At 33.7% G+C, this 13,000-nt stretch carries 15 protein-coding genes; 4 read left to right on the plus strand and 11 right to left on the minus strand.

Annotated elements, in window-relative coordinates; genetic code table 11:
- Positions 1–100: 100 nt before the first annotated feature.
- Positions 101–817, minus strand: a complete 717-nt coding sequence (locus MHB40_RS13295; protein ID WP_342440662.1) for a hypothetical protein — start codon at positions 815–817, stop codon at positions 101–103.
- 11 nt (positions 818–828) lie between these two features.
- Positions 829–1,017 carry a hypothetical protein gene (locus MHB40_RS13300; protein ID WP_342532480.1) on the minus strand — a complete coding sequence of 63 codons (189 nt, stop codon included), beginning with the start codon at positions 1,015–1,017 and terminating at the stop codon, positions 829–831.
- A 1,282-nt stretch (positions 1,018–2,299) separates the two neighbouring features.
- Here MHB40_RS13300 and MHB40_RS13305 point away from each other — a divergent pair.
- Positions 2,300–3,654, plus strand: a protein-coding gene (locus MHB40_RS13305) for an IS3 family transposase (RefSeq protein ID WP_342440663.1) whose coding sequence is annotated in 2 segments (ribosomal slippage) — positions 2,300–2,768 and positions 2,768–3,654 — 1,356 coding nt in all. Because the reading frame shifts where the segments join, the coding sequence is not laid out codon by codon here.
- 150 nt (positions 3,655–3,804) lie between these two features.
- On the opposite strand, the gene MHB40_RS13310 is transcribed toward MHB40_RS13305, so the two are convergent.
- The 4 genes from MHB40_RS13310 to MHB40_RS13325 form a co-directional block, all read right to left on the minus strand.
- The gene (locus MHB40_RS13310) at positions 3,805–4,206 is read right to left on the minus strand and encodes a hypothetical protein (RefSeq protein WP_342440664.1); all 402 of its coding nucleotides are present in this window, start codon (positions 4,204–4,206) and stop codon (positions 3,805–3,807) included.
- Between the two features lie 432 nt (positions 4,207–4,638).
- Positions 4,639–4,878, minus strand: coding sequence for a hypothetical protein (locus tag MHB40_RS13315; protein WP_342532483.1), 240 nt, complete (start codon positions 4,876–4,878; stop codon positions 4,639–4,641).
- Between the two features lie 646 nt (positions 4,879–5,524).
- On the minus strand, positions 5,525–5,749 hold the full coding sequence (locus MHB40_RS13320) for a hypothetical protein (RefSeq protein ID WP_342532484.1): 225 nt from the start codon (positions 5,747–5,749) through the stop codon (positions 5,525–5,527).
- Between the two features lie 200 nt (positions 5,750–5,949).
- Positions 5,950–6,276, minus strand: coding sequence for a copper amine oxidase N-terminal domain-containing protein (locus MHB40_RS13325; protein ID WP_342532485.1), 327 nt, complete (start codon positions 6,274–6,276; stop codon positions 5,950–5,952).
- 187 nt (positions 6,277–6,463) lie between these two features.
- On the opposite strand from MHB40_RS13325, the gene MHB40_RS13330 reads away from it, so the two are divergent.
- The gene (locus MHB40_RS13330; protein ID WP_342440667.1) at positions 6,464–7,093 is read left to right on the plus strand and encodes a TetR/AcrR family transcriptional regulator; all 630 of its coding nucleotides are present in this window, start codon (positions 6,464–6,466) and stop codon (positions 7,091–7,093) included.
- 25 nt (positions 7,094–7,118) lie between these two features.
- On the plus strand, positions 7,119–7,283 hold the full coding sequence (locus tag MHB40_RS13335; protein WP_243456214.1) for a DUF2197 domain-containing protein: 165 nt from the start codon (positions 7,119–7,121) through the stop codon (positions 7,281–7,283).
- Between the two features lie 149 nt (positions 7,284–7,432).
- Here MHB40_RS13335 and MHB40_RS13340 read toward each other — a convergent pair whose 3' ends face one another.
- A complete protein-coding gene (locus tag MHB40_RS13340) occupies positions 7,433–8,140 on the minus strand; it encodes an S-layer homology domain-containing protein (RefSeq protein WP_342532486.1) in 708 nt (235 codons plus the stop codon).
- Positions 8,141–8,465: 325 nt separating this feature from the next.
- Complete coding sequence (locus tag MHB40_RS13345) at positions 8,466–9,026, minus strand: hypothetical protein (protein ID WP_205443856.1); 561 nt, start codon at positions 9,024–9,026, stop codon at positions 8,466–8,468.
- A 376-nt stretch (positions 9,027–9,402) separates the two neighbouring features.
- On the opposite strand from MHB40_RS13345, the gene MHB40_RS13350 reads away from it, so the two are divergent.
- Complete coding sequence (locus MHB40_RS13350) at positions 9,403–10,344, plus strand: DMT family transporter (RefSeq protein WP_342532487.1); 942 nt, start codon at positions 9,403–9,405, stop codon at positions 10,342–10,344.
- A gap of 131 nt (positions 10,345–10,475) precedes the next feature.
- Here MHB40_RS13350 and MHB40_RS13355 read toward each other — a convergent pair whose 3' ends face one another.
- From MHB40_RS13355 to MHB40_RS13365, 3 genes are all read right to left on the minus strand, one after another.
- The gene (locus MHB40_RS13355; protein ID WP_205443859.1) at positions 10,476–10,955 is read right to left on the minus strand and encodes a GNAT family N-acetyltransferase; all 480 of its coding nucleotides are present in this window, start codon (positions 10,953–10,955) and stop codon (positions 10,476–10,478) included.
- Positions 10,956–12,323: 1,368 nt separating this feature from the next.
- A complete protein-coding gene (locus tag MHB40_RS13360; protein WP_342440670.1) occupies positions 12,324–12,494 on the minus strand; it encodes a hypothetical protein in 171 nt (56 codons plus the stop codon).
- 137 nt (positions 12,495–12,631) lie between these two features.
- Positions 12,632–13,000 carry a hypothetical protein gene (locus MHB40_RS13365; RefSeq protein ID WP_205443863.1) on the minus strand — a complete coding sequence of 123 codons (369 nt, stop codon included), beginning with the start codon at positions 12,998–13,000 and terminating at the stop codon, positions 12,632–12,634.

Genomic DNA, 13,000 nt, shown 5'->3' on the forward strand with positions numbered 1-13,000 from the left:
TAAAAAAGCCCTCCATGTAAGTGGAAGGCAATGTGAAAAAGATAGGTCAATATGACGTATCCTTTATAAAGACTGAATTCTACTATTTATTCAGTTTAATTTAATCCATTAATTTGAAAACAGTTACTTTCTGATAATCAATTAGTGGAACATGAACTTTATTCCTCAAAACTTTTAACATCTTTTCATTTTCCCCATCTACCACAAAGGTAAGATATTTCATTGGTGTTTGCTCTAATTGCAGTAAAATAGCGTGCCAAAACAATGACAAGCTTCTTCCCAATGATTGATATCTTTCTTTAACAAAAAGATTATCATACATTAGCAATTGATTTGTAGATGGTAACACAACACACCAGCCTACTAATTCTTTATGGTAGCGTAAAATCAAACTATTATTCGCAACTGTTTCATAACGAAGTGGATGAAATCTAGTCGGAAACCAAACATTTTCACCTTTTTCAATAAAATCAATCTCTTGTGGTGTTAACTCTTGAATCGAATGAATAGTAAATCCTTCTTTTAAATGATTTCGATTAAAGATGGGTAGTTCTTTAACTTTTAGCACATCTAGTATAAAAACATGCTGAGATATTTCCTTTTTCCATTTATCAGAAGATATATCATAGTTTTGATTAAATTCTACTTCAGATACTTGGACATAGATATCCTTATTACAAGTTCCATATTCAACTGCAAAATGAGCTAACAGTTCTTCTAGTTGCGTATGATGGAGTTTCGTAGAAACAACGATATTTAATGATTTTTCTTGTTCTTCAATTGACCATTCTTGTTCAACGCTTTGTTTATATACCATAGTATTTCACCTTATTCTACCACTGGTGTCACAGATTGTGATTCAACTTCTACTCCATTTACACCTTTTAAGGATCCCTTAGTATATGTTACGTTAGCCACAGTACTCTTTGGAGCGAATTCTACCGTAATATACTCATCATCAATTTGATTTGATGTTTGGGGTAGGTTTGGACGATAAGTATTAAACATTGAACCCATTATTGGATTATAAGAATTATTATTGTCATAAAATTTAAATTCCCCTGGCACTACAGTCGAATCTTTGATAGGGTGTGAAAATTTTATTTCTGCCTTTGTGTACTGATTGTTACTATTCTTAAAGATATTAATGCTCGAAATTTGTGGAGCTACATTGCTGTTCTCGTCTTATACCTTCTCTATCTCAGCTTTATAACGAGCCTTCACCGTACAGGCGACTTTCATCGCATACGGCGATCCGTCAGCATTAGATCTTCAAAACTTATTCCCCAGTTTAAGTATATTCTCTCAAGGTTAAATTTAGGTTAAAAAAATTGAAAAAAGTTTAACGCAAAGCCTTTACCTTATCTAATGTATTGAAGACAACTTCACGTAAATTAGATGATTAGGTACCTATTCACGCTTGTCTGGATTAACTTTTACAAGTTGCTCCAAATACCGACTACCACTGTTTTCATTAAACATCACTTTCACCTCTAGGTAACGACATTGCGATCAACGTAAAAGCTAAATAATAATGGCATTTTACTGACCTTCTAGTCGTTTTTCTTGCATTGCTATATATCATGACATTTCCATCATGTACCGAGTAACAATTTATTCTCTTGTTCTAATCGAGCAGCCTTTTCCTCTACCGTTTCTTCCACTCCGTATTTTTTATTGCACCCATAGTGCCGTATGGATTACGTACTTTGTACTCAAATGGCATTTAGTCCACCGCCCCTGAAATAAGAAGAATTTTTTGATTAAACGTTAAATCTGTACGTGATGGCGTTATTTTGAGGATGATATTTTGTTTCTCTTCAATATTGTGTGTTCGAAAGTCTGATACAGTCTTGCTATTTGTAGTAGAATCTGAGCTTTTCACTTTTTCATTCAGACCTTATGTACCTACTTTCAGAAAAATACTGTTCCAGTTCGTAATTAAAGAGGGATAATTCATTTTAAATTCCATCGCTGTATCTAGGTAAGAAGCATGTTTGCTTCATAAAGTTTAATACATCTAATTTGAATTGAACAGAATAAACTTATTTTGTTCGCTTTCTACATAGCCCCTCTTCACCTAATTCTTTATAGGCACGTATCCATTTTTTTAGTTGAGTTCAACAGGGATACCATATTTAATGGCTAATAATTAATAGCCTAAAGTACCTTCTAAATATTCTTTAACAACTATTATTTTAAATTCATTGCATCTCTATATTTTGCCATATGAAAACACCCCAAATGAACTGCTCCCCAATTGTTAGACACATCTAACAATTGGAGGAGCAGTTTTTATATGGCGAAATATACATCAGAAGAAAAATTACAAGCAGTCCTACGCTACATAGAAGGTAAAGAAAGTTCACATGAAATTGCTAGATTAATTGGAACAGATCACAAAGCGATTCTTAATTGGGTGAAACAATATGAGTATAACGGCGTAGAAGCGTTTATAAAACGATATACAAATTATTCGGCACAGTTTAAACTAGACGTACTAAACTATATGATTGAAAACGGTACGTCCTTACTTGAAACGGCAGCTATCTTTAATATAGCTACTCCTTCTACACTTCGTTTTTGGAAAAAACAATTTGAAACAAAAGGATTCGATGCCCTTCAATCAAAGAAAAATGGGCGTCCATCCATGAAAAAAGAAACAAATAAACAACCAAAACAAGCACCAGTAGAAGGCTCACCAGAAGCACTTCAAGCAGAAATCAATCGTCTACGTATGGAAAACGAGTATTTAAAAAAGTTAAACGCCTTAGTTCAAGCCAAGGAAAAATCACCAAAGAAGACAAAGTAAACGTCATCTATGAATTAAGGCATAAATACTCGGTGAAGGCGCTTGTAGCGTTCGCAGAAATTCCACGTAGCACGTACTATGATTTAGTAAAGAAGATGAATCGTCCCGATCCAGATGCCGAGTTAAAGGCCGAAATTCAAGAAATCTATAAGGAACATGAAGGCCGTTATGGCTATCGTCGCATTCGTGATGAGCTAGCGAATAGTGGGCAAAAAGTGAATCATAAGAAAGTGCAACGCCTGATGAAAGCGCTAGGCTTAAAGTGCATCGTTCGTATGAAAAAATATAAGTCATATAAAGGGACAGTTGGTAAAATTGCGCCTAACATTTTAGATCGCAATTTTACAGCAAAAGCGCCTAATGAGAAATGGGTAACAGATATTACGGAGTTTAAGTTAATTGGTGAAAAGCTTTATTTATCGCCTGTTTTAGACTTATTTAATGGCGAAATTATTACGTATACAATTGGCTCTAGACCTACATATTCGTTAGTTTCAGAGATGGTAGAAAAGGCTTTAGAGCGGTTGCCAGAAGAACACCAGCTCCTCATGCATTCCGATCAAGGCTGGCATTATCAAATGAAACAATATCGCCACGCCCTTCAATCAAGAGGGATTGTGCAAAGTATGTCGCATAAAGGCAACTGTTACGACAATTCTGTCATGGAGAATTTCTTTGGCATCATGAAGTCGGAATTTCTCTATTTAAAGGAATTTAAAAGTGTCGAGCATTTTAAAAAGGAACTGGAAAACTATATAAACTATTACAACACGAAACGTATGAAGGCAAAATTAAAAATGAGTCCAGTGCAGTACCGAACTCATTTTACCCAAGCTGTCTAAACGAAATAACCGTGTCTAACTTTTAGGGGTCACTTCATTTGGGGTTTTTTCTTGTCCATAATTGAAGACCCTTGAGAACCCCTCGCATAGTAAGGTGTTTTCAAAAGATACAAGAAAAAGGACACGTCATAAAGACATGTCCCTAAAAACTTACTTCTTTGTAATACTTAATGATGTAACTTTAGATGGGTCTCCATTTACCAATGTAACTGGACCTAAATAATTGTATACTTGCAAACTCAAAGTATCGCCTGCATTTAGATTTACTGTGACCTTTTTAGTTAAATGATCTGTACCTATTACAGGAGTAAACTCACTATCTACAAGCGGTGCACCATTACATTCCAATCTAGAATATGTCGATGTTGCTGGATTAGTAAGGTAAATATGATATTCAAGTTCATACATCCCTGATTGCTCAATTGTGAAAGTGTCATTCGCTCCATTTATAGACATATTATTTAACTGTTGATTATCCGGTAACGGGACGTTTGTTCCAAAAAATGTTACAGTAATAATAGTGCCAATTGTGTTACTTGCAGAACTCATCATGCTATTCTCGCCTTATCCTTCTTTATCTAATAGGTTTATAACGAGCCTTCACCGTGCAGGCGACTTTCATCGTACACGGCGAACCGTTAGCAGTATGTTTCCCAAAAATATTTCCTCCAAAAAATTTAACAGTTCCATAGAGGGGAAACTGTTAATCACTTTGTATGTTACCCCTTCTTGTACCCTCTTTATCTCTCAATAATATACTAAATATTACCACACAAACTACTTTCATTACATACGGCGACCTGTCTGTGCTAAAACTTAATACTTATTTTCTCGTGAACATCGTATTTTTATTTCTAAAATTAATTACTAAAGATTCACTGTTAGGCATGGTACATTGCTTAGATTTTATTGTAATAAAAAGCTCTTCAATCGAGAGAACAAAAGAAAAGAACGCCCAGATGGACGCTCTAAAAATGTTTTCTTTTACTGTACTATTACTGTCACTAAAATATCTTCGTAGCCTGTTGCTTTAATTGTCCATTCCCATGTACCGTTCATCCCATAAGCATACCCAGGATACTGAAACAACGTACCCACATCAATTTGGAATCTATTTATTATGTTTCCAATATAAGATATTGATTCAATAGTATAAGTAATACTATTGATGGCTGCTCTCCAATCAGGATCATCCGTAAAATTAAACACAACAAGACTATTCATCGGAACTGGTGAAACTGCATTTAAAACTGGCGGTGTCTTTAAAATACCGTTCTCGTCTTATACTTTATCTATCTTTCAGTTTTATAACGAGCCTTCACCGTACAGGCGACTATCATCGCATACGGCGATCCATCAGCGGTAGATATCCAAAACCTACTTTCCCCATTCTAGTATATTCTTTCAATATTAAATTTAGGTTAAAAATATTTTTGACATAAAAAATAACGCTAATCCTATGCTTGTATTTATTCTGAGGGTTCAATTTTATTAACATTTTCATCGTAATATTTTGTATAAATCATCATAATTAACATCCATTCATAGTTTCTCCTGTTACAACTAAATCTTTTGCGTTTAAACCACTGTTTCTACAACTGACTCTTCATCTTATAAGTTATAAACAACTGTATCAGCAATTAGTTTTTAGTCTTGCTGTAAAATGCTCATTTACTTCAGCTCCTTGGTTGGAATTATTATTGTCTGCTCAATAGAAACCTCCAAAATAAAATAAGATAAGATATCACGTAATGTGATCCCCATATAATATGTGTTAACTTGTCATTGACACTGCTGTATCTACTCTTGAAAGTTTCAAACGTAGTTTTTAAGTGCTACTAAATCTAACTGTTTAGTAAAATACAAAATTCTATGGCATAAATTGATAAAAACCTTCTGTAAGAGAACCCACTACCCATTGATTATTTCTCTTTGTAAGTAAAGCATCTTGTACCAACCGTCCAAACTTTCCAGGTACAGAAACCTCACGACTGATTTTCATATTCGTTTCTTTTGGATAAGAGTAAGAATAAGAATTATATTCTTGTGACATATCCGTAAAGGTCAAGTTTCTCATAATAATTAAATTAATCATTTCATCTGTGAAATATGGCTTTAAATACTGTCTTTTTTGAGCGACAGTTGAAATATTTTTTACTTTAGCAATGGCTTCATCAAGCAGCTTATAGCCATCCTCATAGTACAGTAGTTGAGCATATACAACGACACCAAACTGCTCCTGCTCAGAATAAAAACCTGCAACCCGGTTATATTGAGTCCATGTAGTTTTGTACTCTAGCGCATCGCCGATAAATCTGATTGGTAAAAAAATGCATCCATTTGTCGTTGCTCATTATTCACTTTTAGGATCTTGGAGCCAAGTGTCATTTTGATCACTTTCTTACCTTTAATTAAAGTGGCTGTTTTTGTTGTCGCATCCCAGCTTACTTGCGCCTTTATCTTTTCGCCTACAGCTCGAATAGGTACGTAAAGTCTTCCGTTTACCACCTTACCATTATAAATCTGATTATCATTTTCACTTGCATATACAGTACTATTCGCTGTTTCGAAGTGGCATGTTGCAATAACTACTATTAAACAACAAACTACTAATCTTTTCATTTTACTCAAAATTCATTCAATCCAATCTTTCGTTATTATTCTATTAGGTAATCGTTTTATTATATATATTCTATCCATTATTAACTAATGGTAAATAATTCTTATGGATAATGACACTAGAAAAAAATAGGAGCCGACTTAAATTTTCTTATTCGATTTATTTGTACGACCGTGCTAAAATATATACATGAGTATAAAAAATAAAACAACTAACCAAAAAGAAATGTCATTTATTGAAAAAGCTCGTAGAACTCAAATTATAGAATGTGCCATTGAAACCATCGCTGAAGTCGGTTACGCTCAAGCTTCTTTAGGTCAAATTGCAAAACGTGCACAAATCAGTAAGGGCGTTATTTCCTATCACTTTGCAAACAAGGGGGAATTATTAGAGCAAGTAATTTACGAATACTACATGGCATGTCAAGCCTATACTGCACCTCTAATAGAAAATCAACCATCTCCTATAGAAATGCTTAGCGTGTATATTGAATCAAACCTGAGATTCATAGATGAAAATAGGCAACATGTTTTCGCTGTCATTGAAATTGTTTCTAATGAAAGAACTGCTGATGGCAAACTTCGATTTGCGGCGGACCATGATGATACTATTTTTCTTCCCATTGAAAACATACTCACACTAGGAATGCACGAGGGTGTTTTCCGAGAATTCACCCAATTGTCTGCGAGAGTAATGGCGTTAACTATAAGAAATTCCATTGACGGGTTCACCATTGAATTAATGAGAAATCCTCAGCTAAATGTTCAGGAATATACAAGGGAACTGATTACAATCTTCGATAAATCAACTAAAAAATAATAAGTCACACCTGGGGAGGATAGCTATGAACTACTATGAGGTAATTTGCTCTAGTTGTAGAAATAAATTCAGAGTATATGAGGGGTCACTGAGATTCAGACAGTTAAAAGAAAGAACCGATAAGATTTTTCGTTGCGAAGAGTGTTATAGTAAAATTCGTATGGATGCCATTAAAAATTTCTTTAGATAGCTCTTTGAGGCGGCCTACCAGAAGATTGAGGATAATAAAAAGGAATTACGAGTTGAATAAGCACAAGCCCAGACTCAAAATTAATGAGTATCTGGGCTTTGTGGAATAATTTAGGTCTATCTCTACTTAACAAATATACTATCTTCAAATTATTCATTGTTAGTTTTTGGGTATATAATATTACTCCGATCAAGTGCTAAAGATAATCCATCTCCGACCTTATCGAAAACTAAATGAGCATATGAAGCATTTAGAGCTTCCGTACCACGCCAACCATACGTTTTTTCATTCGTATTTTTTGATTCAAACGTTAAACCTTTTCCTCCTAGGATCATACTAACTTGTTCATAGCTCATACCCGATTCTAACTTTTTTAAGTTCTCTACTGTTACTTGAGGGTAATTTGCACTAAACCCACCCTTAGATCTTACTGTGCCGTCATTGTTAAACCATACTGTTGCTTCTATTGAAGAAATATAATATTCACCATAGTTAGAGCCTGGACTATATCCTCCAAACATCCTAATCAAATCCTCTTTGGTTGTTTTTCCAATTTTGATTGCTTCATACTGATCCACCCGATCTAAATCCGCATCAATATAACCCCCTTCGGCTAGGTTTTGAACAACACCTGTTAATTCAGCGCGTGTGACATTGCTATTTGGTTTAAACGTCCCATCTGGATAACCACTAACAATTCCCTTTTCTTGTGCCCAAAGAACGGCATCTTCGTACCACGCACCAGCTTTGACATCCTTAAATGTTCCACTCGCAGCACCTACTGTTACTGTGGCAGCCCCTAATACCATTGCTGTTGTAAATCCTAAAAAAAAGCCTTTGATCGTGTTCTTTTGCATATTCACTTTCCTCTCTTACATACATATATTTTCCACAATTATTGATACTATCATAGATTCGAATATTAATATCTAAACAATTATTGGTAATGTTAGCTAGATAGAACTTTACCACTTCAAGCAATTTTCTAAACTAGCTTCATTATCTATGAGAGTGGAACCATGAATAAATACAAAAATACCCAAGTTCAAAATTAATGGAGTACCTATAGAATTTTGTTATTTTGTTCTCGTCTCAGATTTGCTGCTGCTACTGTGGACACTACTTCCATTCGATCGCTCTCATAGTAATTAAAAAGAACACCCAAATTAGGTGTTCTTAAAATCAACTTTTCTCGTTTAAATCATCAGGATAAATTATTGTGTTGATTACATCTCCGTTTGAGTCGTCTTTAAAAATTACTTTGACTTTATAATCTTTTTCGTCCACACCGTTAAATAATTGATAGTACATACCTGTTAAAGCTAGTCCTAAAGAGGCCATTGTATCAAGACTATTTTCAAACTCTTCTTTGTTTACAGATAATGTGAATTCTGAGAAGGATTTGTTATATGTTACATCTTTTATAGATTTGAAATCTTCACTAGCTTTAATCTCATCTACACTTGCTAGAATGCCTTCTTTTAAACCTTTCATCATTTCTTTGTGTTCTGATTTAGACATTTTATAAGTTAAAGAACCATCATCATTCTTCATGACTTCCTTAATCCCACTATTTTTCGCCTTAGAAATAACCGAATCGATGTCCTGTCCTTCAAAAAATATAGCTGGAATGGTCACTTCTACATCTCCACCATTGTTGCTATCTTTTTCTTGCCCCTGACTACATCCAGCTATCAAAACACTTAATACTAACAAAAAGGGTAGTATCCATTTTCTTGCCATTAAATCTCCTCCTCATACACCAATATACAGAATATGAAGTGATTACACTATACTTTATTGACATAAAGCTACTATTTCTTAGCCGCTTCTATACCTGAGAAATCACTTTTCTTTTTTGAGAGACAAATTTTTTCATCATCTTCTTTAATGTTCCAGTATCCTGAGCTGGTGGCGTTGGACATCTATTGAAAATACTAACATTGGCTACATTGCATAAAGGATCCAGAGCTTCTAGTAAATAAAATCTATTTTTTACTAAGTGTTCAATGCTTAATTTTATAAAGTTTGACACGTACTTTGATATAATCAATCATGCCGTTGTTTTAAATTTCTTTTTTCGTTACATTTTATTCAACAAAGGTTGTGATGAATTTTTATGTTTGCAATACTTTTGGCTATAGGTATTGGAGCTATTTTTGCTGGGCAAACAGCCATTAATGCTCAATTAAGAAAGTTTGTGATTTCTCCACTTTTAGCTTCAATGATTTCATTCGCTGTTGGCGTCATCTTCTTAACGATTACATTATTAAGTAGTGGTTCATCATTGGGTATTCCATTAGATTTATTCTTGAACCAGCCTATTTATATATGGTTGGGAGGAATTGGTGGCGCTATTGCAATAACTACCAACATTCTTTTGTTTCCTAAATTGGGCAGTGTGCAGACAGCAATACTACCAATTTTGGGAATGACTCTGATGAGTATGTTAATCGATCATTATGGTTGGTTTAATTCAATACAATATTCTTTTGGATGGAATCGAATCTTTGGTATATTACTAGTCTTACTAGGTGTCTTTTTAGCGACAGCTATACGCAGCAAGAAAAATGGCCAGATTTCTCTCCTAACAAATAAGGAAAGCATGTTGAAACAATGGATTTGGCGCATGGTAGGTATATTAGCAGGAATGTTACTAGCTATCCAAATTGCTATTAATGGACAATTAGGGAAAGTTCTTCACTCTGCTTCCCATGCTGCCCTTGTTTCATTCTTTGTGGGTACTATTACGTTGATTATAATTGTTGGGTTAATGGATCGCTCTTACACAAATATTAAAGAGCCTTTTAAACACTCTGCTCCTTGGTGGATATGGATTGGAGGGATCTTAGGAGGATCTTATGTACTAATCAATGTATTTCTCGTCAATCAAATTGGAAATGGACAAACTGTAGTCCTTGTTTTATTTGGTCAAATCACAGGTAGCCTGTTGGTAGAGCAATTCGGATTGTTTAACTCGATAAAAAATCGAATTGAACCATTACAAATAATTGGTTTAATGGTAATGATAGCTGGTGTATTTTTAATTAGGATATTTTAAATGCTTTTCTTTGCTAACCTTGAGCGATGAAGCTCATTTTCAAGAATGGATCCGACATTTTCCGCAAAACATAAAACCAGAGTTCATCTACAAAATGTAGCATAAACTCTGGTGACAATGCTGGTCTATTATTATTTTATTATTTGTCTCATGATAATTTCTTCACCGATACGTCCTATTAGCCTCTCATTCGTATCTTCAAACCCTACTTTTACATATAGTTTCTGCGCTGGTATATTATCTTTGTCAACAACTAAAACAATTTCATCACAGTTAGGGAATTCTGTTTTAACAAACTCTACTAGTAATGTCATGCCTTGCTTTGCGTAGCCCTTCCCTTGTTCCATATGATTAATTGATAATGCAGATAATAGCATCGCATTTATATTATTAGAGTATTTCTTAACTCGTTCATTTGAATTTAGGAGAAAGAAACCTACAGGTGTATTTTCACTTAAAATTACAATACGATGCTGTCCTTCATTAATTTCCTCAAATTTGCTTGGCAGTGCAGAAAATTGTTTTTGTTCTTCAGTAAGTACAAAAGTGTTCAATTCTTTCATATATTCACTTGAAAAATGCTTTAATTCAACCTTTTTCAGTTTTTCCATTACATAATTCTCCATTCACTTTTTCTATACTTTACCACTTTTTTAGGTTTTGGTCATTCATTTATTTGAAATTTCAAAAATATAAAATCTATATTCATCACGATAACGTTTGGGGATTGATCATCTGTTCATGTCCTAACACCCCAACTGGCTTCATGCTGTCCTTTTGTTAGTGATGTATTGCTAAATATAATTAGCCTTAATTTGATTTCGTTCACTACCACTGCCGTATTGGAGCAACAATCGCTTCAATTTCCGGGGCTTTCTTTCTCTAACTGTCACTATCCTCGTGAAAGTTCAAGACCTATGTATCATTTCTTTAGCATTAGTTACTTCATTAACCCATGAGATTCCTCCATACAACTTATTATTTAATTAACGTCCTATTCCAATTTCATTCCACGGAATACTTTACCTATCAAATCTTAACAATGGATTGTCTTGCCATATATGAAAATTCCCCCTCTGTCAACTACCCTGCTTCATTATGGAAGAATCATTTCTTTTAGACATTTGCAACTAATTGATAAAAATATCGTTATTGTAATTATTGGAGGAGACTGGAATGGTTATTAAGACATTTTTTCTTTATTTATCGTATATCGTTTATTTTGTAATAGTGCTTTTCTTAACTTATTGTTTCCAATGGGTGACGGTGCTTTTTATGGGAGGTATTCGATTTACAGCTGCAGAAAGTTATCCTGGGGATTTGAGTACTATTTCTTTAGTCGTATGGAGCTTCTTATTTTCTATCATTCATTTTGCTATTATAACAATGTATTTATTTCTTCATAATTTAATGATGTTTCTGTTTAAAACTAGGTTTCAAAACAAGCTAGCGTTTTTGTTTAATTCTTTTGTGACTGTCTGTTTAGTTTTTTATTATTTAAAAGTATTTTTAGATTAAGCTATTCAAGATGGAACCCATTTCAATTTTCTCATATCGTCCTCCTTTGCTTTATCCTACACCCAATATTTACTAGTTCCATTTGAGTAAGTTACTGATAAAATGAATGAAGTTCGTTTCATCATTTGGAGGCAATATGACCGATGTAAGCACCCAACCTATAACTACCTTACTTTCCCAACTGACATATAGTCCTTTGTATATCTTGATTGTAATTCTCTCCATTGTGGTATTAACGCCCTCAAGTCTTGATCAATATTACTCTACAGTTATATATAAATGTATTGCTGTTTTCTATATCTTCATTTATCTACTAGCAGTTTATTTTTACATATCAGCGAAATAAACTGCTACTGCCTTGTTACTTGTCTTTTGTTAGGAACTATATCACAAGCGTGTCTATCTACTATACAAGCTCTAATGCAGAAGACATCAAGTATTAAAATCCCAATAAGTTCAAATTATTTTTTTTTTGATATTTTTGCAGGGAAAGAGACAACCACTACTATTAACCCTAAATAGAGAGGGTATTTTAAAAATTCATTCGTTGAATAGCCCAATAAATAAGGCATGCCTATTAATGCCATTACTATACCAATTACGAACAAACCCATTTCAATTTTTTTAATCATATATTTCTCCCAATACTTAATATTTCTAATTCATTTTGATTATCCTCTAACGCTACAACTAGAGAGGCTTTAGCTTATTCAAAAGGAGACCTCTTAAAATAAAAGACACCCCTCAGAAATAAGGAATGTCTAACTTTTTATCTGTACACATCTAACAGATTTAACAAATATCTTTCTAATTCATTAATCGCAAACAAAACTTCCTTATGAAGTCGATCTTCAACCACGCTATCATCAGTAAAGACCTCTAAGTATTTATTCACGTCTACAAAGAATTTTTCATACTCCTGTAAAAACTCATCAATTGTTTGATCACCAGGTGTTACAGATAAATAAATTGTTTTAAATAAATTAAAGTCACTATATGCATTACTTAAAAAATAAATTGCCAGTATTCTATCGCTATTCATATACAATTTTACAAAGGATAGGTTTTGTTTTATTTTTTTCAATGCATTGATAAGATTGTTCGTTTGCTTCAACATATTTGCGGTATTACTATACAT

The sequence above is a fragment of the Lysinibacillus sp. FSL K6-0057 genome (assembly GCF_038630885.1).
Lineage (GTDB): Bacteria > Bacillota > Bacilli > Bacillales_A > Planococcaceae > Lysinibacillus > Lysinibacillus fusiformis_F.